Source organism: Bacillus sp. FJAT-49711 (assembly GCF_018343715.1).
Taxonomy (GTDB): Bacteria; Bacillota; Bacilli; order Bacillales; family Bacillaceae_C; genus Lederbergia.
Window position 1 is genome coordinate 122,102 of record NZ_JAGYPL010000002.1, and the last position, 22,168, is coordinate 144,269.

Consider the following 22,168-nt stretch of genomic DNA (forward strand, 5'->3'; position numbering starts at 1 on the left):
CTACTTTATGTCCGTTCTTTTAAACAAAAAGATTCCTAATGCTGATGATAACATGATTGTGATCAGACTGACCAATACCATCTGGGGATATTTTTCGATATCCACTGGATTAGCAAAATTCGAGTAAAATAAGAATGATTCCGTAAACCAGTAGGTGACTTGTTTAAAATGTTCAGTTTGCTGGAAAATTCCCGGAACGAAACCTGTCCCTATTGTATAAAGAAAACTCCAAACAAGGGAGATACCGCTATTTTTTGTTAAAAAACTAATCATCACATAAATCGATACGTTTGACAAAATCAATAAATAAAGAGTAGCAAAGGATTTTATAGCATAGTTAACGTAATTGCCAATGCCAGCAACTTCGCCAAAGTCAAACACGACTGAAAAACTTATCATGCCGAGTACAGTCATGACAATGACCCCAATAAGGGAAAGAAGTGCGGCAATCACAAACTTTGACAAATAATAATGTGAGCGGCTGCGACCGAGTGACAACGCATTTCGAATGGTTCCATTTTGAAATTCTTCTCCAATAAAGAAGCTAATAAAAGCACTTATGATGAGTAAAATGCTTAATCCATTTTTCTCTATCATAAGAATACCTGTCGCTCCATTGATGACTGTATCAGTCGCCTGCACGAGTTTTGTTCCATAGTGCACAGCTACTTTACTATTCACGGCTTGATAGATGGGAAGCAAGGATAAAAGAAATAAGACAATCCATAGTTTTTTGCTTCGAATTAATTTAATTCTCTCAGCTGTTAAAAGATTGAGCATGGGCCGTACCTCCTGTTAATTGTAAGAAATAATCTTCGAGTTTTTGTCTAGTTGTGCCAATTCGTGAAACATTCACGTTTGCTAACACTAACGAACGATTAATAGCAGCAACGTCATCTAGACTCTCATAAATGTTTATGTCCGTTCCATTAATCACTTCATAATCTCTTATCCCTAATTCGTCTAGCACGACGACTGCCTTTTGAACCTCTGTTGTTTCTAACTCAATGTATTGACGGGTTTCACGTGCTAACTCTTCCTTTGAAAGTTCCCTGATGAGTTTTCCTCCATGCAAAATTCCGTAATGGGTAGCCACTTGTGAAAGCTCATCAAGTAAGTGACTTGAAAGTAAGACGGTGATCCCCCGTTCCATCACCAGTTTTTGAATAATCTCACGCATCTCAACAATTCCTGACGGATCAAGACCGTTTGTAGGCTCATCTAAAATTAAGAACTCAGGATTTGTAATAAGAGTTGAGGCAATAGCTAAACGTTGGCGCATTCCTAAAGAGAAGTTTTTCGCTTTCTTCTTACCTGTATCCTTTAGGTTCATTAAAAGAAGTAAATCATCAATCTCACGTTCACTCACACCACCGTTTGCTGCTTGTACTCGCAAATTCTCTCGAGCGGATAATTCGGGATATAGTGCAGGTGTTTCAATGGATTGCCCCATTTTTCTGCGTGAATGCTGTAATCCTTTAGCGTCCGTTTCCCCAAATAGTTCAATATCACCCTCGTCAATGGTGATTAACCCCAAGATCGTACGCATGAATGTCGATTTTCCCGCGCCATTCTCCCCGATCAAGCCGTAAATCATCCCGCGTTTAATTTCGATCGATACTTTATCGAGTGCTTTGTCTTTGCCATATATCTTTGAAATATTCGTTGCTTTAAGAATTGTATCTGACATAAAACAATCATCCTTTCGATGTTATGAATTTAGAATAAATGGCAGATATAAATAATTAGACTAGAAAAGTATAAAGAAAGTGTAAAGAATCGATCGGGAGGAGTAATAATCCATTTTAGCTGCATCAGAAATGATAGAATTTACATATGAAAAGTATATGTTTAGGAGGGCATGATGAAATGGAAAGGAATACATATAGAACAAGTGAATTACTGGATATTCTAGGTGTATCAAGAGATGCCTTGAGGTATTACGAGGAAAAAGGAATTGTAAGACCACATCAAGATGAGACAAATCATTATCGGCAGTACCAAGATTATGATATTTATAGATTATTGGTTTCGGATTTTTATAAAAAAAGAAACTTATCGATGAAAGAAGTCAGAGAACTGCAAGATGGAAGGACAGTAGGGGAACTGGAAACATTATTAGCTGAAAAAGCCGAGCAACTGGAAGAAACGATACGGAATAAAGAATACATGCTTCAAAAAGTAAAAGAAACAAAAGAATTCTGTATGGAATTAAAGGAACATCTAAACCAATATTCCATAAGAAAGCTCCCAACCTACAAGGTACTCGGTAAATTTTCCGACTTTTATTCCTTTTTGGAGTATCCTGTTATATTGGAAAAGATGGATATGAAGAAGGACGATATTCTTAGCAAAATAATGAGAAAATTTACTTTTGATAAAAATGGGTTTATTGATTCCGAAATGTATATTGTTGAAAAGCAAAAAAGATTGCAAATGGGAAAAAGTGAATCTTATTTACATTATTCCAGATGCATATATTTAATCGTTGAGGACGGCACGGATAAAAATGAAGATGATGATATTAAACATGAAATTTTTAAATCTACTTTACAATGGGCAAATGAACAAGGATATAAACTAAAAGGGGTCGCCTTTGTTAATACCCGTCTTATTACATATCTTGATCATAAAGAACGAGCCTTCCTAGAAATCTATATTCCAATTGAAGAAAAAGAAGAGAATAGTATAGGAATTGACCTGGGTGTAATACCATAGTTTACCCTTGTAGCCAATGGAACATGTACAAAAGTTCGGTTGGTTATTTAGGAGGGAAATTATGATTAATAATGAAAAGGAAATAAGGAGTGCTTGGAAACTTATCATACTTCATTTATTTCCAGGCGTAGTGTTGAGTATCGTTTATACAATGCTATTGAAGGAGGGTTTCTTGGAAGGTTACCCTAAAATAGTAATATTGGGTTTAGCAGGAGTTTTTTCTATAATTCCTTTAGAACTAGGATATTTATTCTATGTAGCAAAGAAGGAAACGGGAAGTTTTAATATACAAAAAATATTAGGGCTAAAAAGTAAGATGAAGGTAAAAGAGTATATTTTTTACACGTTATCATTGTTTTTGGTAACAGGGATCCTAATGACAGTTTTAAAGCCTCTATCAAATACTATATTAAGTACTTTCTTTAGTTGGATTCCAAATTCCTACAATTACGTGCAGGACATGACAGTATTTAATAGAAACCTTTTAATCATTTCAATGTTAGTAAGTTTCTTCATTTTCACACTCATATTACCAATAATTGAGGAGCTTTACTTTAGAGGATATTTACTTGCTCGTATGAAATGGCTGGGAAAATATAGAGTATTTTTAAATGTACTATTATTTTCGGTTTATCATTTTTGGTCCCCTTGGCTTATTATATCTAGAATTATTGCAATGTTACCACTCTATTACTTTGTATATAAAAAGGATTCATTAAAATTAGCCATATTCGTACACTGCTTGTGTAACTTTACGGATGTGGTAGTTATTATTACTTTGTTGTAGGTATTTAAATCAGCTTAGTTTCGAGTTTTTCCTATATACAATAAATCCTTTATTAGTGAAAAAACTGCGAGTATGGTTGGTGCGAGAAACTGTATCAAAAGTGGCGAGGGATCATTTGGTGCTTATGTTGTTTCCTGCATTCAAATGATGCAAAATGTTGATCATTAACATGCAAGGTTGACGATGAGTTAATTGTATTTTGGGGCAGGAAGGTTACATAAAGAAGGAGAATATAATATAAAAGTCTTTATGTGGAGGGGGATTCATTTGTCAATGGAACTTCTTAAAAATCAATATAAAAACTCAAGTAATCTACACGCACGTATATCTCTGCACGAGTTATTCAGCACGAATAAAAAGGATTGGCATATTTGGTTAATGGAGCAGTATGATATTCCAGATAATAGTAGAATATTAGAATTAGGTTGCGGGAACGGTGTTTTTTGGGGTAAGAACAAAAGTCGTGTTTCAAATAGTTGGAGAATAACCCTTTCTGACTTTTCCGAAGGTATGCTAGAGGACGCAGAAAAAAATATAGGCGCGATGACTAATATAAAATATGAACAAATAAATATAGTAGATATACCTTACGATGACAACTCATTTGATGTAGTGATTGTCAATCATATGCTGTACCATGTACCGGATATAGATAAAGCGTTAACCGAGGTAAGGCGAGTATTAAGTCCGACAGGCAAATTTTACACGGCAACGAATGGGGAAGAACATCTTATAGAAATCAATACTTTATTACATGAATTTAATGAACAATTAGTCTATCCTAGAGAAAATGCAAAAAAATTCGGATTAGAAAATGGTATGCAGCTGTTAAATCGATATTTTTCTCATACACATCTAACTAATTTCGAGGGCAATTTAGAGGTCACCGAAATGAACCCACTAGTACAATATATCCTATCAATAAATACAAATATTAAAGAGATTCTCACTCATGATGAACTACAAAAATTTAATGAATTCATTAAGAATAAGCAGAATCAGAATAATGGCATGATTAACATTACAAAGGCGACGGGATTATTCACAGCACTTCCGTAATAAGTACGTAAGAAAGCAGGGCATGGAGCCTGACTATCATGTTCTTTTGTAAAATTTCTAGACATTGAGCGGATAAGATCCATTTTGGCATAAGGATAAAAAATAGTAATTAAATACGTGCTTACTTACATATCTACTCTAGTATTAATTGCCTATTATATCTATAATGGTAGTAATTTGGAAGTTAGTAAGGAGTACGTATGAAAGAGATTAATAGTAAGTTCAATAATAAAATATATTATATCGTGGTTTTGTCCATAATCGCTATGATGATAATGGGATTGTTAATTAATAACCCACTTTTTGGTGAATTCGGCATTGGTTATATATCACATTGTATATTGGTGGTTATTTTCTCAATCTGTTTATTGCTTTATCCTACGAAAACTTCAGCTGGTTTAAGAATAACTATCATCTTTGTAGCCACGGTATACCTTTATTTGCTGTTCTTTTTATATCCGGAGACTTGGACTATATTTATTTTGTTAAGTTTTATTCCGGCATTTTCAATTTTGTTTTTTGATTCTAAGGTTTTTTATTTTTCATTAACATTAAACTGTTTATCAATCTTACTTTTATTCGGTTATATTATGTTCGTCGATCAAGGGCATCAATACCCTTATATGGAACAGGATATCATAGGAAATGCGATAAACTTAATTGCGTCCCAAATCATTATTTATTTTATCTTTTATTTAACGCATGGGCGAATAAAACAGCAACAAGTGTATTTCGAACAAATTCAACAGGCGGAGCGGTTAAAGGTTACCGGCCAACTGGCGGCGGCTGTTGCGCATGAAATTAGAAATCCTCTGACGGTTGTGAAAGGCTTTTTACAATTATTTGAGGAAGATGCGTCAATGAACGAAGATCAAAAAAGAAATTTCTCTTTGATGATCGAAGAATTAAAGACAGCTGAACAGGTCATTTATCAATTTTTATCCATTGCTAAACCTGATAAAGACAAAGTAAATGAAACGGTCGATGTTAAAGTTATTCTCCAAGGTGTTACGGATTTGCTTTATTCATATGGGCTTTCAAATAGTAATCGGATTGAATTAGAAGTCGAGGATAATTGTTATATCGTTGCTAATAACATAGAGTCAAAACAATTATTTATAAATATTATTAAAAATGCCGTGGAAGCCTCTAAAACGGGGGATGTCGTTTTTGTTACAGCTAAAAGGGAAAAGCAATTTATTGTCATTAAAGTAATCGACCAAGGACGGGGAATGTCAGAGATGGAAGTGAAATCTCTAGGTACTCCTTATTACTCATTAAAAAGTAAAGGGACAGGACTAGGAATGATGGTTTGTTTTAATATAGTTGAAAAATATAAGGGAAACATTGACTTTCAAACTTCTAAAGGTCAAGGAACGACTGTTACAATCCGCTTTCCATCCGCTTACTAATGTATGTTTAAAAGCCTTGCGTCCATCTTGAACGCAAGGCTTTTAAAAAATCATGCAATAAGGTGGCTAGAATAAAAACGAAAGTACTTTTTCATGGATAGGGTTTATCTCCATCGATTTGGTATAATTATACATATGAAATTTTTCGGGAGAGTTATAGACGAGTCTTCTTTTCACAATCAAGTTTTGAAAGGGCTTTCAAGTAGATTGCTATTTTATTTTTGTTAAAACAGCCAGCAGGACAACAGAGAATGATATCTGCTCAGTCCGACCTAGCGCAAGAGCTGTGGGAATAGTTTAAAATTCAATGGCTTTTTGTACTTAGGAATCTCGCGACATTAGTCGTAATAGGTTCAAAGGTACTCAACATAATCTATAACAAGGGGGCTTTTTATGAAAGCTATCGTAAACTTTTCAGCTGGAAAAGGCAATGTGGAGCTGCAAGACGTCCCAATGCCAAAGATTGGTCCAAAAGATGTATTAATGGAAGTCAAAGCAGTGGGAGTATGTGGAAGTGACCTTCATATGTATCATGACTCTCAAGGGTTTGAAGTGAAGCGACCCGTCACATTAGGCCATGAATTTTCGGGAATTGTAGCCGACATTGGGAAAGATGTTAAAAATATTAAAGTAGGAGATAGGGTGGTCAGCGAAACACCATCATACGTATGTGAAACTTGCATCTATTGTAGAACCGGGGAATACAATTTATGTCTGGAACGTAAAGGGTTTGGAGTGTTGGAAGATGGTGCGATGGCACAATACGTTAAAACGAGGGAGTCGATTATCCATCGAATTCCCGCGGAGGTTTCCTATGAAAAGGCGGCATTAACTGAACCAGCCAGTGTCGCTTATAATGCTGTGGCTTATCATTCTGATATAAAACCAGGAGATCATGTAGTTGTTTTTGGACCAGGACCTATAGGATTAATGTGCGTACAAATGGCTAAACTTTATTCTCCAGCTTCATTGACTGTGGTAGGGACCCCGGCAGATAGGAATCGCTTGGAGCTTGCTAAAGTTTTCGGTGCAGACCATATCATTAACGCCTCACAACAAAATGTTGTCGAAGAAATCTTGCAACTAGGTGATGGCTTTGGTCCTAATCTAGTACTGGATGCCGTGGGAAATTCAACGACGCTAAGGCAAAGTATAGAAGTTGTTCGACCTGGGGGACAAATTACAAAGATTGGCTGGGGACCGGCGCCTGTTGGTTTTTCACTTGACCCTTTAATACAAAAGGCGGTTAGACTTCAAGGTTCATTTAGTCATAATTATCCGATGTGGGAGAAGGTATTATTGCTGATGGAGCAAGGGAAGATTGATCCTTTGCCAATGGCTAAAGTGTATCCTATTGAGGATTGGGAAAATGCGTTCAAAGAGATGGACTCTTTATCACAGGCGAAATCTATTATCTTACCAAATTCGTAAAGTTTATTGAAAGGAATGGATGTATTGTCTATGGAACCCATTTTACAAATTTCACTGGATTTAACGAGCATAAAAGAGGCATTGGAAATGGCAGAAATTGCTGTAGAAGCCGGAGTTGATTGGATTGAGGTTGGAACTCCATTATTATTAGCGGAAGGACTTCATGCAGTAGCTGCTATAAGAGAAAGATTCCAAGATCATCCGATCATTGCTGATTTAAAAACAATGGATGGCGGTTATTTGGAAACGGAGATGATGGCAAAAGCCGGCGCTACCCATGTTGTAGTCATGGCAGTTGCACATCCAGCTACGATTAGGGCAGTTGTAAAAGCAGCACGAGAATATGGCATACAAGTAATGGGTGATATTATGGCGGCTGAAGATCCAGTTGCTGCAGCTAAAATGCTAGAAGAAAATGGCGTCGATTATATCATAGTACATACAGGCTTCGATGAAAGAGGAGAAGATCCGGAGAGAACCCCCTTTGATCATTTAGACTCAGTTTTTAAGGCAGTTACAATACCTATACAAGCAGTAGGTGGCTTAACACTTGAACAAGCGGCTGAAATGCCGAAAAAAGGCGCGCCATTAGTAGTAGTTGGCGCACCTTTAGTAATCGATAAAAAAGAATTTAGTCCGAGCACGAATAAAGAAGATTTGAAAGAAATATTATCTGATTTGGTTCAGCGAATAAGGAGAGAGGGATGAACAAACAACCACGAATTTCGGTATTTCCAAAAGGATATATGGAAAAGCTATCAGATGGCAGGATGACCATTTTTGAATGGATCGAACAAGCGGGTACTTTGGGAGCGGATGGACTGGAGCTGTACCCTTCATTCTTAAAGGATACTTCCGAAGAATATTTATTACGTATAAAAAGAGCGGCAGAAAAAGAAAACTTAATCATTCCGATGATGTGCTCCTCACCAGATTTTACACATCCAGATGCCTCATTTAGAGAAAATGAAATAAATAAAATGAAGAAAATGATTGATGTTATGCATTTCCTTGGACCAGGAGACTTCCAATCATGTAGGGTTCTTTCTGGTCAAAGAAGGCCGGAAGCATCTACAGAAGAAGGAATACAATGGACGGTCGATTCCATTAATGAACTGTTGCCATATGCAGAGAGTAAAAATGTACACCTTGTGATGGAAAATCATTATAAGGATGGATTTTGGATGTATCCAGAATTTGCGCAGAAGTCAGAGATTTTTCTCCAGATCATAAAACATATATCATCCCCATATTTTGGTGTGAACTATGATCCATCAAACGCCATTTTTGCCGGTGAAGATCCTATTGTTTTATTAGAGGAAGTGAAAAATCGACTCGTAACGGCCCATGCAAGTGATCGCTATTTGGCAGAAGGTTATTCATTAGATGACATACAAAAGTATGTGAATGAAGGATATTCGAAAGCTCTTTCTCATGGTGTAATCGGTAAAGGATTAAATGATTATAATCAAATTTTTACCATACTTAAATCGATTCATTTTGATGGGTGGATATCGATTGAGGATGGTGTCAATGGTATTCATGAATTAAAAGAATCGGTTGTTTTCTTGCGGGAAATGATCGAGAAGTATTATGATGCCTAAAATTGAGAAAGATTCGGGGGTCAAGTCCAATTTTCGTGGACGTAGCGAGGGACTGACCCTTTTTCACCCATATATTATTTTTAAAGTATAAAGAAAATGAGCAATGTTATAATGGTATTAAATAACCAATATCAAGAAATGGCGGTGATGATATGTTATCGCAACGAGAAATTCTTAAAGTATTGTCAAAAAACTTAAATGTATGGAAAGAGAAATATGGTGTCAAGCGAATAGGCTTGTTCGGTTCATACAGTCGCGGAGAGCAAAAAGAAGCCAGCGATATTGATGTTATTGTAGAATTTAACGACTTGGATTTGTCCTTTGATAATTACATGGACTTAAAATTCAACCTTGAGGATCATTTTCAAAAGCCGATTGATTTAGTCATATTGGATGATATTAAACCTGCTTTAAGAGCAAGTATTCTAGGGAGTATTATATATGCAGAGGGAGCCTAGAGTTTTTTTAGAAGATATTTTATCGGCTTCAGTTAAGGTGGAGAAATTCACAAAAGGATTAGTCTATGACGATTTCATAGACAATGACTTAATTGCTGATGCGGTTATTAAAAATATATTGGTTATTGGCGAAGCGACCAAAAACATTCCTGTAGAAATTCGCAAAATGAATCCTCAAGTGGAGTGGAGAAAGATGGCTGGAATGAGAGATATGATGATTCATGGTTATTTTACCATTAATTATCGGATTGTTTGGGATGTGGTGCAAAATAAAATTCCAATACTAAGGCAACAGGTAGAGGAATTATTAAAAGAATTCGATTAACTTTTTAACGTTTCTAACACAATCCCTTGATACTCAGAGTAGCAAGGGACTCACCCCTTTTCATAATAGAAGAGCCAATCATTCACCCTTTCAAAATCATTTTTACAAAAAACTCTGTTATACCTGTTTGTTAATTTCACTGTATGTGAAATAAACGGATTAATTCTGTTTAAATTGGAAAGTACCCCTCACTCCTTGAAAATAAAGGAAGTTTTTCCGTTATATCATCCAAATCTTTGAATTTTGGTCTTATGTGGAGAAGTTAATCGGGATATCTCCCCTTATATCTGCTTTTTAAGCTCCTCGATATACATTAGCAGGAATTTCTCCGCTATGAATTCTCACATTCTACACGAAAAGCTATAATTAATAATAACAAGGTAGTTTTACAAAAAAGAAGCAGGAATGCTGAATGAACGCACTCAGTATCCCGCCTTTTTTTAGTTAATAAATGCGTATCGATTAATGTTTCAAACCCTGGCAGTTCTGTTAAAAACTTTAGGTAAACAAATGAATTGGCAAATTGTTGGATCACTTCTTTATTTACATCCTCAGTAAAGTAAATGCGGGACATGCTTTTCTAGGAATAATTCTATTGGATCGTCCAATCCAAATGAATGGCAACGCCGGCGTTTTTTAGCAAATTATATAAAGGGCATCGTTTGATCACAATTTCCTTTAATTCTTGTAATCTTTCATCAGATTCGGATGTATAAAAAACTATTTTATTTTCAACAGATTGATAATATGGGGATACATCAGCTGTTCCAGCTAAGCCCCTCCGGTCAATAAGTGCATGGCTTGTAATTTCGATGTTGTCATATTGGAATCCCAATTCCTTTGCTGCTAAATCAATGACGACTAATACACATCCATTAAAGGATCCAAGGACATATTCCAATGGAGTGGGGGCTTCATTATCGCCGCCTAATTTGTGAGGTTCGTCGATTAAAAATTGAAACCCTCGAACAAAATGTTCTGTTTGTACCTTCTTTTTCCATTCGGTATTTACTTCAATACTTCTTATATGAATATTTTCTTTAATTTCCATGCTTAAGCTCCTTTAAATTCTTGTTTCAATGGTAGTAATGACGGGCTTTCTTTCCTCTTAATGAAAAACATGCAACTGATAAATAGACTAGACACAATGAGCATTAAAAATATGCCGACCAGTCCATTTTGATATAAGAAACGAAATGAAGGGACCATACTAACTGTCAAAGCAACAGACAATACAAATGAATAAAAACCAACACTTCTAAAAGATCCACTCCATTTCCAGTTCCCAACATTATCAATCAAACTAACGAACACAATGGTAATAATATTGATGACCATTCCGATCCATACAGGATGAATATTCAAGTAAAAATCACTAACTGCCCATCCGCTAAGGTGATACCACAATAGTCCAGAAAAGGAACCAGTAAATAATGAAATAAGGGCAGCCCGCTTTGTTACGACTGGCCAAAACAATGCGGCTACTACTGGAGCAAAAGTAGCTGAATTCCTCGTTACCCAGGCAAGAACATTCCACCATGCCGATTGTTCTGAACGTAGTAGTGCAAATCCTACCATTAAAATGGTCAATATAAGTAATGACCATTTCGTGTAGCGGACAAGCTGAAGCTCGGTCGCTTTTGGGTTCAATGCTTTTCCTACATCACGACCAAGACTCGTCGCACCTGAAAATTGGCAAGGTGCTCCCCAGCTTAGAGCGGCAGCCCAGAACCCTAGAAAAAATAATCCAACAAGTGGAGCGGGAAGTGTTTCCATTAAGTAAAGGGGAACAGCGACAAGTCCGCGCGTTTCATTTGGTACAACTTGAGCTGCAGCTAAGCCGAAAATAACAGCCCCGATGATTAAAGGTATTCCAAGTAAAGAGGCGTAAATCAATCCATTCCGCCCTTGTTTCGGTGTTTTACAGGATAAGGCCATTTGAAAAGCTGCTTGTGCAAGAATGACATTAAATAAAAATGTGCCAAACCAAGCCAATATCGTTTGAATCCCTGCTCCATTAAGAGAAGCCAATTGTGGTTTTTCTATAAATAGAGTTTTAATTCCCTCAATTCCAGGGTTAAGAAAGAATGCATAGGTGCCAATTGCAAGCATAATGAAAAAGACAATTACATTAGATAACTGTGTGAATCCAATGGACCACATACCGCCGAACTGTAAATATACGAGCAGTAATAACGCCGTAAGTGCGACGGACCAAATTAATGAAATTCCCGTAAAAACAGAGAGTGCTGAAGCAAATGCAAGGGCAGTTGCGACAGACCACATAGGAAATGTAAAGGCAGTAATGGCCCCAGCCACACCTCGAACGCTTTCACTGTAGCGATCTCCCAGCAATCCTGAAATGGTAATTAACGCCCTTTTTCTAAAAGGTGCAATTAAAACTAACGCAATAATAAGAACATGAATCGTCTCAGCAACCCCATACCAAATCGCGGAGATTCCAGTTAAATAACTAAGTTCCAATATGGCAATATAGGATGAACCAGAAAACAACCCCGTGATACAGACCGTTACAAGTAAAGTGTTAAACCCCCGCCCACCAACAAAAAATCCATTTCCACCTACTGCTTTCTTCCTTGCAAACTGACTTACAAAAATAAGAAAGAAAGTGTAAGCTAAAGCAAAGCCAATAAACCAATATCCTACCGTTGTCATACTTTTTCCTCCCATTCTCTTTCTTTATTCTTTGGCTTTACCACAAAACTGATTAAATATATGAATTTAGTAGGAATTATGGTTTGCCTTCTTGGAACGGATTCCTTATCTAGAGACATGGGGGAGTAAACAGAAAAAAACCTCTCCAAGGAAGAGGTTTTTTCTCTTCCTCATCTTTCAGACATTACGTCTGTTGGATTTAGCACCTTGTTATTTTCCGATAGAAAATAACAGGTTGCTGCAGGATCAAAGGACCAAATTCCTCCCCTGGCTCGCGATAAGGATATTCCGTATTAAGTTAATAAATACTTTATAGTGAAAATCTGAGAAAATCAACTGCTTTTTTAAAAAAATGAAATAGTATAATGAACTTAGTAAAAATGGAGGTACTTAAAAAATGAAATGAAGGCAAATTCGTGATATAAGTCATGGGAGAATTTGTTTATTCCTGAAGAAAGGGTCTGCTGCCAATGTTCAGTACTGCGGAACTGAACCCTTTTCTTTTTGATCCGGATAAAGATTGGTGAAGATTAAATCTGAATTGAAGCTTTCTTGAGATTGGAGAAATTCTAAGTGAATTGGCGAGATTTTATGTACAAATGGTTGGTTAAGTGGAGGTTGGGATCTTGGAAATCAGTAAAATAGTAGTGACAGGAAGAATGTATAAAGAAATTCAAGAAGTTATTGATGGGCTTGAAACGGATAAAATATTTAGGTTTCTTCCTGAAGAAAGGGTTGGCCAAGAAGATATTGACTGGGCGGATGCATATATTGCTTTTAAACCAATCCCCGACATGAACTATAAGAATATAAAATGGATTCATTCACTTGGTGCAGGTGTAGATAGCTTTTTGTTCGATAGAGTTTGGAATGATAATATCTTGATAACACGAACTAACAGCTCCTTTGGTGAAAGAATTAGCCAATATTGTCTTAGTTATGTATTAAGTGACTTGCAACTTCATGAAAATTTTCAAAAAAACCAATTGGACAAACATTGGTCCCAAAAAACACCTGAACTATTAAGAGAAAAGAATGTACTTGTATTTGGTACTGGTGAAATTGGTTCAGAGGTAGCAAGGACATTCAACTTTTTTGGAGCAAACGTTTTTGGCATCTCATTATCTGGTGTTCCAAAAGAACCATTTAAAGAAGTATTGGTAACAAATAACATTCATTCCATTTCTTCTCATATCGATATTGTCATTAACACAATGCCTTTAACCGATAAAACCTATGAATTGTTTGATTTCGATATGTTTAATAAGTTTAATAATATCCTTTTTATTAATTGTGGGCGTGGGGCATCTGTTGAAGATAAAGCATTAATCAGGGCATTAGACTCTGGGCATATCAGGAAGGCCATCCTCGACGTGTTCTCTGAAGAACCACTTAGCGGAGAGAATATTTTTTGGGACAGAAAAGACATCACCATTACTCCGCACATATCAGCAGTTACATCTCCAGCAGAGGCTGTAACTTGCTTTATGGAAACGATGAATAAGATCGAAGCAAATGTTGAATTAGAAAATAAGGTGAATATGGTGAAGGGTTATTAATATGGAGCGTAAAGCACCTGTGAAAAGTTGATTGGAATGAAAGGGTCTGCACCCCAGTCTCGCTGATACCGTGTTTTAATAAAGTCTAAGGGCAGAGATATACTTTATTTAATGGTAAAATATTCAGGCTGATGAAATATACATGGATGATATTCTAGATATCTTGCCATCTAAAAAACTTGTATTAGCGTATAATTTTGATTCAAATAAATACGTTTTGTATAACCTAAATGGCGAAAAAACTAAAACTTTAAATATTCCTGCAAACGCACAATTGCTTAGCACTTCTTTGGAAAAACGCAAGGTAACTTATATTTATAAACATCTCCTTTTACTACCGGCTCAAGCTTTGTATTCGTTAGTTTATAGATACCTGGTTGAATGCTGCCGTTAGCTTCAACGGAAATGTATGTACTTGCGTTATTCGTTTTTTCCTTAACTGTTACTATTCGAGTAACTGTTGTTTTATTCCCAGCTTTGTCAGAGACAGAATAAGTAAGCTTATAGTTTCCAACTTTTTTTGTATTAACAGTCCCCGAGACCTTAATCTTATTTGTAATCGTCCCGTCAATCAGTCACCTAGTGTGGGATTAGCCCGGGACTAGCCTAAAATCAACCTCGATTCCCACACCGTGGACTTCGCTATCGAAGCAGAATGAAAACATCCGAAAAACTCGCCGAGAGGATTGATCACGTTACTACATATGGAAAGAGAAAGATCATATTTGTATTTTGTTGATCGCTGGGATTCAGTGAAGATATGATGCATCAAGGGCTATCATGGCTTGTAGTGTAAGCTAATAAGGCAGCATATTTTAATGCTGCCTCTTTCTATTGCTAATAAATTTCGTAATTGTCTACAGAGCATATGGTGGAATAAGAAGTTGATTTATATGTAGTGCAAGTCCATCCAAATCTGGAAAAAGTGAATATCTGTTAATACCGTTCTGCTTTAAATATTGGAATGCATCCCTTTGAACTTCCCATGGTAAATCAATGGATTTAAGTACATTTAAATTAACAAGTTCACCATTAAATTCCTTATCAAGAGGCAGGCCTGAATTACCTTGAATTGTAAATACACCATGTTGCGCTAGAATTCTTCTGCTGTTTTTTATTGGATAAATAGCTAAAGAATTAAGGGAATTCCTTGTATCATTATATGTTGCTGGATACTCCAATTTATTAGGAGATATTATTTCTGCTTTATCCCTTGCTAATTTATTTAATTGCAATGGTTTTAACAGCCATATTCTAGGGGTGTTTCCACTTTTCCAATTCTCCGTAGCAAAGAAAAGTGCTACAGCAAAGCTTTCTGTCCAATCTAATAATCTAGTTTTAACTCCATAATGTTGCATGGAGTATAACAGATGCCAAGGATTGTCCTCTGTATGTAACATATACCCGAGACTTTTATAATACGTGTACAATTGTGACTCGGTAGTAATATACTCTTCAATATTGTTAAAATTTAATCTGAAAAGTCCAGAATTCAAGCTATATGATGTGCTAGAGTGTCCTCTGAACCAAATGTTTGCATCCATAGTAAATTCATTTACCTCATCTAGTATTTTTTTCCACTTATCTGAATACATTTATCCCTCTCCCATTTGAATGTGTTAAAATTATGTATATATGGTAGATATTATCAACTTATTAATTATATAGGTGGGAGAGTAAAATGGCTACTAAACTAAAATCAAAGATAAAGGATGCTAATAAATATAGTTTGGCTACAATTCTAGTAACTCAAGGAAAGTATCGTTACTATATTGCATCGATGCCATCTGAATATTTAAAAGACACATGTTTTACAGTAACAAGAGATGAGGACCCTTTAGAAGGATTTCAACGAAGATTAGATGAAAATAGAGCAAAGGAAATAGCAGAATATATTGATGTTGAGAATGGTTCAATCCCTACAGCAATTATTTTATCTGCTCAAGAAGAGGCTCAATTAGAACATAATACAAGAAGTAAGACAATCTCATTTTCAAAGAAAGGAAAGTCCTTTCTTGTAATTGACGGTCAACATAGAGTATGGGGATTTATGAAAGCAATAAGCTCTGTTCGTGTTCCTGTTGTAATTTTTGAAGGACTTTCTAGGATAGAAGAGGCTCAATTGTTTATTGATATCAATACAACGCAACAAAAGGTTCCAGATGCATTATTATTGGATGTTAAAAGGTTACTACAGAATGAAACGGAGGATGAAAAAAGATGTAGTGACTTATTTGAACAGTTTTTTACAACGAAAGGAAGTATATTAAAAGGGCATTTGGTTAGGGCCGAAACACAGTCTGGGAAAATTTCAAGAAAGCTATTTAACAGCTCTGTAAAAGAGGTATTGAATAATCGACTTGGAGAAGTAGATATTGATAAATCTTATATAGCAATTAATAACTATCTCAGGGCATTTAATGAAGTTTTTAAAGAGATAGATGAAGGGCTAAAAAATCATATTTATAGACCTGTGGTTTTCCAAGGTATCCTTAATATAAGTTCAAATGTAATTGGTAAGACAATAGAAAAGCACAACAAACTTACATATGACGCGTTTTATGACATCATTAAGCCTCTTAAAACCAATATTTCAAAAAGTAAATTACAAAGGCCAGGCGGTTCATATAGAAAATTTAGCGAGCAAGTCTATGAAGCCCTTACCAGAGTTCATGTACAGGCTAACATAATTGTTGAAGAATAAGATAAATATTCTACTGTTTTTTTAAAACAGAACAGTTTATGAAAACAATATGATAGAGATGAATAATATGATGATCTTTATTAGCCATAAGTAAATGAGGTTTCTCAGAAAGTAACTATAATATATTAATTATCAAGGTGTGAAAGAAGTCAATTAGTGATTAGTTGCGATATTTGAGTATTGCGGACAGAATGAGCCAGCAGTGTGAAGTTTTGAGCCAGTGTTTGCGGACGATAGAGCCAGCGAATGCGGGCAAGAGAGCCGCTATCAAAAGAACGCTATGCACTCTTAAGGGAGTGCATATTTAGTAGTCCGCCACCATTCACTATAACTTTTGTCCGTGTAGTGGAATTATCGAGGGCGTTGCATAAATAATGCCCAAGAGTCACACCTGCTCAAATATGATAACACGGACAAATCGATTCTTTGCATTCACTGGTGTGGCCACGTCCCCTTCCAGTGAATGCAAAGAATCGAGCGTTATAGTCAATGGCAAGCAGCTTCGCTGTGGCTCAGTGTTTCGCAATAATCTATATTAAAAAAACGGGGTGGTAGCAAATGGTTGGGAAGGTGAATTGCTCCAGAATGTTATGGTTTATTCAACATACCAATCAGTAGATGATGTTAGGGGGAAATGAAAATAAATCGGGTAAAATTCTATAGCCCTGAAGATTTAGCAACAGGGCATTTATTAAAAAAGGCAGAAGTGATCATTGATAGTTATGAATCAAAAGTTATCGAAGATATTAATGTAGCTTTGGAGCTATTTAATTGTACCCTTTACCTAGATAATAAAGTATATTTTCAAGATTGGACCGAAAAATATAAAATTCACTTAAATGAAAAATGTAAGCGAATAAAAAAGGACTTAAGTTGTTATTTTGCAGAGTTTAATGTTAAAAACATAGAAAAGAATGTTAAAGACATTCATTGGAATTATATAGAGGATTTCTTAATGCTTTTTTGCAGATATAAATTATACAATCGTATTGGTGAGGAAGTATTCAACAGACTGTTAGAAAAGAATATTCTTTCCATTCAACAAGTATGTCATTACCAATATTTAGTTGATTATTATGAAACAGTAGTTAAAGAGGCGTTACTTAACAATCCCATAAATGCGGAGTTATTTTTTGAAAAATTTGTGGTTGATAAAGGGAATGCGATATCTAAAAAATTATATTTTCCTAAATCTTTAACTAAGGTAGAGGTAAATAACTTAATAGACTCTTATATAGACACAGAAGAAAATAATTTAAACTATTTGAGATTAATTGTGAGTAATCATAATACTAAAGAACTTTCTGTATCTGATGAACTTAAGTGGAAGGCAAAAAAACGTAGCGAAGAACAAGAAAAAATGTATTTTAAAGGCAATAGTGGAATGGCATTTGGATATGAAATTGTATTTCAAAAAGACTTGTCTGAACCTGTTATAGCAAAATTAGAAGGAATGGAATCGTCCATAACATTCGATAAAACTTGGTTAGAAGATAATCTAGACTATGCAACAATTATGCAAAACTTTATTTGGATATTTGGATTTATTGATGGTGATGGACGAATTACATTTGTTAGTCATCCTTCTGAAATAAGTGCATTCGAAGGTGTTTTAGGGCTAAAATCAAAAAACGATTATCCAAAGGGTGCAGCATTTCAAGCCAAGGGAATTTTAGCTAAATTAATGACCGTTGCTTATTATATGTTTCTTAAAGAACAAGATATTAATCTAGAAAAGGTAATAGAATGGTTTTTTACTATTTATTTAAACCAAGAATTTAAAGTGGAAAATTATTATGCGGTATTACCATCCGAAGGTACATCATATAGAGAAAAATGTAGAGACATATTACCAGAAATGGAGTATATTTTATCTCAATTTAAAAGCTATGTAGAATACAGTTTTATCAATCATGAGCTTTTAGAAGTTTCGTCAAGTGGTTTACTTTATGAGCAAATACCAAGTTTGATTAAGAAAAAATATGTGTATTCGAAAGAAGTATTAAATGGAGCTTTTTATTACTTGTTTTCGGACCAATCTGGGTTAGGTTACTTGGGTAAACCTGAGAAAGATAGTCGCAACTTTTTTGAATTAATGATAAAAAACAACATTACTTATTCTGAATTTCATAAACATCAACAATTAAGGCTTGATCATCTTTGTGAGCTTGGATATATAAAAATAGATACCCAAGGATTAATTAGTTGGATTAATGAGAGGCGAATTAAGGTATTATATGAACTCTATTATAATGAAGTTATTAGTTATTATAGAAGGCATCCTCAAATAAGAGATGAATTAGATTTAATGGATCATGAGGGTTTAATATATTTTAGCTCATCATTATTTTCGAAGCCTGAACAGGATTATTTTAATTATTATTTGAATAATTCTAGGTTCCAAAACGGACCAAAGCTAAGAAATAGGTACGCACATGGGACTTTAGGAAGCCGTCCTAATATTGACGAAGCAACTCATCAAGATAATTATTTAGTGATATTGAAGTTATTTATTTTAATTGTCCTAAAGGTTAATGAGGATTTTTGTTTGTACGATATGATTAAGCAAAATGAGCAATCTGAATAAAGCTTTTAGCTGATAAGTTCATTCTGTTCATGAAGAAATACTCCCTACCTAGACTAAAGGTGAAGGTAATCATTTACGACCTTAGTGATGAGATTAGTTATATCATGTGAATGATGGTAAGAGGAGCTGTGTGCGGTAGTTTCCGCTCGCACAGTTCCGAGAGGAGTAAGCCCACAATCTAATGACACAGAGCATACAGAGAGGGGCTTATTTACTCGATCCATAGCAATAGCACATAATTGAAGGGGCCTCCATTGCCCCTTACTAGTAACCAATTTGACGCTCTCTTACAAGGTGAATAAATTCATCCAGATTCATTAGCCAAGTCTGTTGGGATGAACTATAGGTTTCATGTAGAGGTTGAGGTAAAATTAATCTAAGATTGCTAGACTGCATTTCCGAGGTTTGGTTTTCAGTAATTCCAGGTTCCAAAGTAAAAAGGTGCTTAATATCAATTTTCGAAGCTTCGGCTAGTACTTGTCTCCATCTATCCTTACATGTCGATTTTACACCCAGCATCGTTAACTTACTTACTGGAAAAGATGGATCTTTATAATACATAATATCCGGAAATAGAAAATCGGGCTTCGATTTATTTTCTGTAACAGTACCCCTTGAGTGTTTAATACCATTTCGTTTAAAAATTTCCTGTAGATGATTTTCTAAGGCATAACCAACCCGTGACTTTCTTCGATTATGTACACTCAATGAAAATTTAATAAATCCATCAACATCAGTTAAACCGGAATGATGGAAACCTTGTTTAAGCATATCGCTGACAATATGGCGCTCAAGTCTTTTAAACAACTTTTCCTCTTGTTCTATCCATTTAACCAAAGTTAAATCAGGTTGTTCTACCGGATAACTCTCATCAACTGATCTCCGAGCAAGGGCAGAGAACTCTTTTGTAGATGGAAATCCTTTATCGATGTAAGGCTCAATCAAGGTGTCTAGAAAAACAGAGTCTGGTTCTTGTATTTGAATTCCCAATTCCTCTAATATGTAGCGTACAGCGAAATCTACTTTGGGATTATGCCCATTCTCAATTGGCTGGAAATTAAATTGAAAATTTATTTCATCATTTATGCCAAAAAGCCATAATAATTGGTTTTCAAAAGTAGAGTCTGCTTTTATTACTATAATATATACCTGATTGTCGGGTCTTTTTGCTACCAATAATAAATCGCCTTCTTGGGACAAATCAATAACTGAATTACTCTTGAAATACAATCGCCATTCTGTTCGTGATGGGTGTTTTTCCCTCGCGTCGTACCAAGTTACGTATCCTTCTTCCGAAATACCTTCATTTTCGTCTCCAAGCCATATGAACGTGACCGGGTAATCGCTTAATCGGTTATTACCTAATAAATTTCGAAGTGGTACGCTTCCATTAAATTCATGCTGATTGGACCTTCGGATGTCAACTTCAACTGAACTAAGTCTTTTTATTGCTATCCCTTCGAAGTATTGGGAAAGAAATCCTTTTTTCATATTTCAGCATCCTTAAGATATTTTTTTAATTTGCTAAGAGAAAAGCCTAATATGAAATATTATTAGGCATGTTCTATCATTTTGAAAATATCAAGTTGTTCATTTCTAACCAAAGATTTGTCATTCTCAGCGTCAAGAATATAAGGGAGCATATGTCGGGCAATTGCTTCTACTACTGGAACAACTACTGAATTCCCGAATTGCTTGTATGCTTGTGTGTCGGACACTGGAATTTTAAAAAGATCTCTACCTTCTTGATCGAAACCCATTAATCTTGCACATTCTCTTGGAGTAAGTCTTCGTGGGTTTTTATCACTTTGTCTAATTAATATTTCTGACCCATCTTTATAATATCTTGCAGAGAGAGTTCGAGCTACATCTTCTTGACCATTTAGCCCATATCCAAAACCGTTCCCTTTTAATCTATGTTTTTCAGCGTAGCCTTGTAAATAACTCCAAAGTTTATCGCTTAGTGTGTATTTTTCATTCACCCTACCTGATTCATCGGTAAATGGAAATTCAGGTTTTTCACTACCATCCTCTGGGTGTAAAATGGATTTTAACTTTGGCCCGGTTAAAGGATCTTTCGGTGAGAAGTTTTCAAAGGAAAACCCTACATCTTCCTTGAATCCAACGATGAAAATACGTTCCCTATTTTGAGGAACCCATCCTTTGGCATTAATGACTTTATAATCAACATTATAACCAAGTTCATCTTGTAACGTTCGCATGATTACATTAAATGTTCTACCTTTATCGTGCGTTAGCAAGTTTTTAACATTCTCTAGTAAAAATGCCTTTGGACGATGGTATTCTATCATTTGGGCCACGTCAAAAAAAAGTGTACCTTGGGTATTGTCTCTAAAGCCATCTGGTCTGCCAAGTGATCTTTTCTTTGATACCCCTGCGATTGAAAAAGGCTGACAAGGAAATCCGGCCAGTAATAAATCAAAATCGGGCATACTATATAAATCTACGTCCCTAATATCTCCATTCACATCATGATCACACTCGAAGTTTGCTTGGTACGTTTTTCTACAATACGCGTCCCATTCACTAGTAAATACACATTTTCCACCAATAGCTTCAAATGCACGTCGTAGTCCACCTATACCAGCAAATAGATCAATAAAATTAAAATTAGGCGTTTTTACTATATAGTCATTACTCTTTGAATCAGCAATGATTTGAAGTGTATTAAGTGCTTTTAAATTAGGCTCACTTTCTCCATTTTCCCAACGATAGATAGTTCTTTCGCTCTTATTAAAAAATTGGGCAGTCTCTTTTACAGAAAAGCCTGTTCTTTCCCTAAGAAGTGAAAACTGATTGGTTTTATTTTCTTGCATGTCCTCACCTC

At 35.4% G+C, this 22,168-nt stretch carries 20 protein-coding genes and 1 riboswitch; of the genes, 12 read left to right on the forward strand and 8 right to left on the reverse strand.

Going from position 1 to position 22,168, the window contains the following annotated elements:
* Together KHA96_RS08290 and KHA96_RS08295 are read right to left on the reverse strand one after the other, a co-directional pair.
* Complete coding sequence (locus KHA96_RS08290) at nt 1–780, reverse strand: ABC transporter permease (protein WP_213128850.1); 780 nt, start codon at nt 778–780, stop codon at nt 1–3.
* Nucleotides 758–1,690, reverse strand: a complete 933-nt coding sequence (locus KHA96_RS08295; RefSeq protein WP_213128851.1) for an ATP-binding cassette domain-containing protein — start codon at nt 1,688–1,690, stop codon at nt 758–760. The genes KHA96_RS08290 and KHA96_RS08295 overlap by 23 nt, the downstream gene beginning before the upstream one ends.
* A gap of 179 nt (nt 1,691–1,869) precedes the next feature.
* On the opposite strand from KHA96_RS08295, the gene KHA96_RS08300 reads away from it, so the two are divergent.
* The 9 genes from KHA96_RS08300 to KHA96_RS08340 all read left to right on the forward strand — a co-directional run bounded on the left by KHA96_RS08300 (nt 1,870) and on the right by KHA96_RS08340 (nt 9,794).
* Nucleotides 1,870–2,718 carry a MerR family transcriptional regulator gene (locus tag KHA96_RS08300; RefSeq protein WP_213128852.1) on the forward strand — a complete coding sequence of 283 codons (849 nt, stop codon included), beginning with the start codon at nt 1,870–1,872 and terminating at the stop codon, nt 2,716–2,718.
* A gap of 61 nt (nt 2,719–2,779) precedes the next feature.
* Nucleotides 2,780–3,505, forward strand: coding sequence for a CPBP family intramembrane glutamic endopeptidase (locus KHA96_RS08305; protein WP_249315411.1), 726 nt, complete (start codon nt 2,780–2,782; stop codon nt 3,503–3,505).
* Between the two features lie 273 nt (nt 3,506–3,778).
* Nucleotides 3,779–4,564: a class I SAM-dependent methyltransferase gene (locus KHA96_RS08310; RefSeq protein ID WP_249315527.1), complete on the forward strand. Its 786-nt coding sequence runs from the start codon at nt 3,779–3,781 to the stop codon at nt 4,562–4,564.
* A gap of 200 nt (nt 4,565–4,764) precedes the next feature.
* Nucleotides 4,765–5,976, forward strand: a complete 1,212-nt coding sequence (locus tag KHA96_RS08315) for a sensor histidine kinase (protein WP_213128854.1) — start codon at nt 4,765–4,767, stop codon at nt 5,974–5,976.
* A 393-nt stretch (nt 5,977–6,369) separates the two neighbouring features.
* Entirely contained in the window at nt 6,370–7,407 is a 1,038-nt protein-coding gene (locus KHA96_RS08320; RefSeq protein ID WP_213128855.1) for a zinc-binding dehydrogenase, read from the forward strand.
* 30 nt (nt 7,408–7,437) lie between these two features.
* Nucleotides 7,438–8,115: an orotidine 5'-phosphate decarboxylase / HUMPS family protein gene (locus tag KHA96_RS08325; RefSeq protein ID WP_213128856.1), complete on the forward strand. Its 678-nt coding sequence runs from the start codon at nt 7,438–7,440 to the stop codon at nt 8,113–8,115.
* Nucleotides 8,112–9,011: a sugar phosphate isomerase/epimerase family protein gene (locus tag KHA96_RS08330; protein WP_213128857.1), complete on the forward strand. Its 900-nt coding sequence runs from the start codon at nt 8,112–8,114 to the stop codon at nt 9,009–9,011. Before KHA96_RS08325 ends, KHA96_RS08330 begins: the two co-directional genes overlap by 4 nt.
* Nucleotides 9,012–9,163: 152 nt before the next feature.
* On the forward strand, nt 9,164–9,469 hold the full coding sequence (locus KHA96_RS08335; RefSeq protein WP_213128858.1) for a nucleotidyltransferase family protein: 306 nt from the start codon (nt 9,164–9,166) through the stop codon (nt 9,467–9,469).
* Nucleotides 9,453–9,794 (forward strand): HepT-like ribonuclease domain-containing protein, encoded by a 342-nt coding sequence (locus KHA96_RS08340; RefSeq protein ID WP_213128859.1) that lies wholly within the window; start codon nt 9,453–9,455, stop codon nt 9,792–9,794. Before KHA96_RS08335 ends, KHA96_RS08340 begins: the two co-directional genes overlap by 17 nt.
* Before the next feature lie 592 nt (nt 9,795–10,386).
* Here KHA96_RS08340 and KHA96_RS08345 read toward each other — a convergent pair.
* Together KHA96_RS08345 and KHA96_RS08350 are read right to left on the reverse strand one after the other, a co-directional pair.
* Complete coding sequence (locus KHA96_RS08345) at nt 10,387–10,845, reverse strand: OsmC family protein (RefSeq protein ID WP_213128860.1); 459 nt, start codon at nt 10,843–10,845, stop codon at nt 10,387–10,389.
* Nucleotides 10,846–10,847: 2 nt separating this feature from the next.
* Entirely contained in the window at nt 10,848–12,470 is a 1,623-nt protein-coding gene (locus KHA96_RS08350) for a sodium:solute symporter family protein (RefSeq protein ID WP_213128861.1), read from the reverse strand.
* 167 nt (nt 12,471–12,637) lie between these two features.
* A riboswitch (SAM riboswitch) is annotated at nt 12,638–12,754 on the reverse strand.
* A gap of 342 nt (nt 12,755–13,096) precedes the next feature.
* Between KHA96_RS08350 and KHA96_RS08355 the strand changes: the two genes are divergently transcribed.
* On the forward strand, nt 13,097–14,029 hold the full coding sequence (locus KHA96_RS08355) for a D-2-hydroxyacid dehydrogenase (protein ID WP_213128862.1): 933 nt from the start codon (nt 13,097–13,099) through the stop codon (nt 14,027–14,029).
* A 278-nt stretch (nt 14,030–14,307) separates the two neighbouring features.
* On the opposite strand, the gene KHA96_RS23485 is transcribed toward KHA96_RS08355, so the two are convergent.
* Together KHA96_RS23485 and KHA96_RS08365 are read right to left on the reverse strand one after the other, a co-directional pair.
* Nucleotides 14,308–14,604, reverse strand: a complete 297-nt coding sequence (locus KHA96_RS23485; protein ID WP_213129878.1) for an immunoglobulin-like domain-containing protein — start codon at nt 14,602–14,604, stop codon at nt 14,308–14,310.
* Nucleotides 14,605–14,886: 282 nt separating this feature from the next.
* Nucleotides 14,887–15,624 (reverse strand): FRG domain-containing protein, encoded by a 738-nt coding sequence (locus KHA96_RS08365; RefSeq protein WP_213128863.1) that lies wholly within the window; start codon nt 15,622–15,624, stop codon nt 14,887–14,889.
* Between the two features lie 86 nt (nt 15,625–15,710).
* On the opposite strand from KHA96_RS08365, the gene KHA96_RS08370 reads away from it, so the two are divergent.
* On the forward strand, nt 15,711–16,733 hold the full coding sequence (locus KHA96_RS08370; RefSeq protein ID WP_213128864.1) for a DGQHR domain-containing protein: 1,023 nt from the start codon (nt 15,711–15,713) through the stop codon (nt 16,731–16,733).
* A 634-nt stretch (nt 16,734–17,367) separates the two neighbouring features.
* Nucleotides 17,368–19,320 (forward strand): hypothetical protein, encoded by a 1,953-nt coding sequence (locus tag KHA96_RS08375; protein WP_213128865.1) that lies wholly within the window; start codon nt 17,368–17,370, stop codon nt 19,318–19,320.
* Nucleotides 19,321–19,584: 264 nt separating this feature from the next.
* Here the strand turns inward: KHA96_RS08375 and KHA96_RS08380 are convergent, their stop codons facing one another.
* Both KHA96_RS08380 and dcm read right to left on the reverse strand, forming a co-directional pair.
* Nucleotides 19,585–20,811: a type II restriction endonuclease gene (locus KHA96_RS08380; protein ID WP_213128866.1), complete on the reverse strand. Its 1,227-nt coding sequence runs from the start codon at nt 20,809–20,811 to the stop codon at nt 19,585–19,587.
* A 62-nt stretch (nt 20,812–20,873) separates the two neighbouring features.
* Nucleotides 20,874–22,157: a DNA (cytosine-5-)-methyltransferase gene (gene dcm / locus KHA96_RS08385; protein ID WP_213128867.1), complete on the reverse strand. Its 1,284-nt coding sequence runs from the start codon at nt 22,155–22,157 to the stop codon at nt 20,874–20,876.
* Between the last annotated feature and the right edge of the window lie 11 nt (nt 22,158–22,168).

Coding starts and splice junctions, on each gene's coding strand:
- KHA96_RS08290 (WP_213128850.1), bottom strand. CDS start 780: ATGCTCAATCTTTTAACAGCTGAGAGAATTAAATTAATTCGAAGCAAA.
- KHA96_RS08295 (WP_213128851.1), bottom strand. CDS start 1,690: ATGTCAGATACAATTCTTAAAGCAACGAATATTTCAAAGATATATGGC.
- KHA96_RS08300 (WP_213128852.1), top strand. CDS start 1,870: ATGGAAAGGAATACATATAGAACAAGTGAATTACTGGATATTCTAGGT.
- KHA96_RS08305 (WP_249315411.1), top strand. CDS start 2,780: ATGATTAATAATGAAAAGGAAATAAGGAGTGCTTGGAAACTTATCATA.
- KHA96_RS08310 (WP_249315527.1), top strand. CDS start 3,779: ATGGAACTTCTTAAAAATCAATATAAAAACTCAAGTAATCTACACGCA.
- KHA96_RS08315 (WP_213128854.1), top strand. CDS start 4,765: ATGAAAGAGATTAATAGTAAGTTCAATAATAAAATATATTATATCGTG.
- KHA96_RS08320 (WP_213128855.1), top strand. CDS start 6,370: ATGAAAGCTATCGTAAACTTTTCAGCTGGAAAAGGCAATGTGGAGCTG.
- KHA96_RS08325 (WP_213128856.1), top strand. CDS start 7,438: ATGGAACCCATTTTACAAATTTCACTGGATTTAACGAGCATAAAAGAG.
- KHA96_RS08330 (WP_213128857.1), top strand. CDS start 8,112: ATGAACAAACAACCACGAATTTCGGTATTTCCAAAAGGATATATGGAA.
- KHA96_RS08335 (WP_213128858.1), top strand. CDS start 9,164: ATGTTATCGCAACGAGAAATTCTTAAAGTATTGTCAAAAAACTTAAAT.
- KHA96_RS08340 (WP_213128859.1), top strand. CDS start 9,453: ATGCAGAGGGAGCCTAGAGTTTTTTTAGAAGATATTTTATCGGCTTCA.
- KHA96_RS08345 (WP_213128860.1), bottom strand. CDS start 10,845: ATGGAAATTAAAGAAAATATTCATATAAGAAGTATTGAAGTAAATACC.
- KHA96_RS08350 (WP_213128861.1), bottom strand. CDS start 12,470: ATGACAACGGTAGGATATTGGTTTATTGGCTTTGCTTTAGCTTACACT.
- KHA96_RS08365 (WP_213128863.1), bottom strand. CDS start 15,624: ATGTATTCAGATAAGTGGAAAAAAATACTAGATGAGGTAAATGAATTT.
- KHA96_RS08370 (WP_213128864.1), top strand. CDS start 15,711: ATGGCTACTAAACTAAAATCAAAGATAAAGGATGCTAATAAATATAGT.
- KHA96_RS08375 (WP_213128865.1), top strand. CDS start 17,368: ATGAAAATAAATCGGGTAAAATTCTATAGCCCTGAAGATTTAGCAACA.
- KHA96_RS08380 (WP_213128866.1), bottom strand. CDS start 20,811: ATGAAAAAAGGATTTCTTTCCCAATACTTCGAAGGGATAGCAATAAAA.
- dcm (WP_213128867.1), bottom strand. CDS start 22,157: ATGCAAGAAAATAAAACCAATCAGTTTTCACTTCTTAGGGAAAGAACA.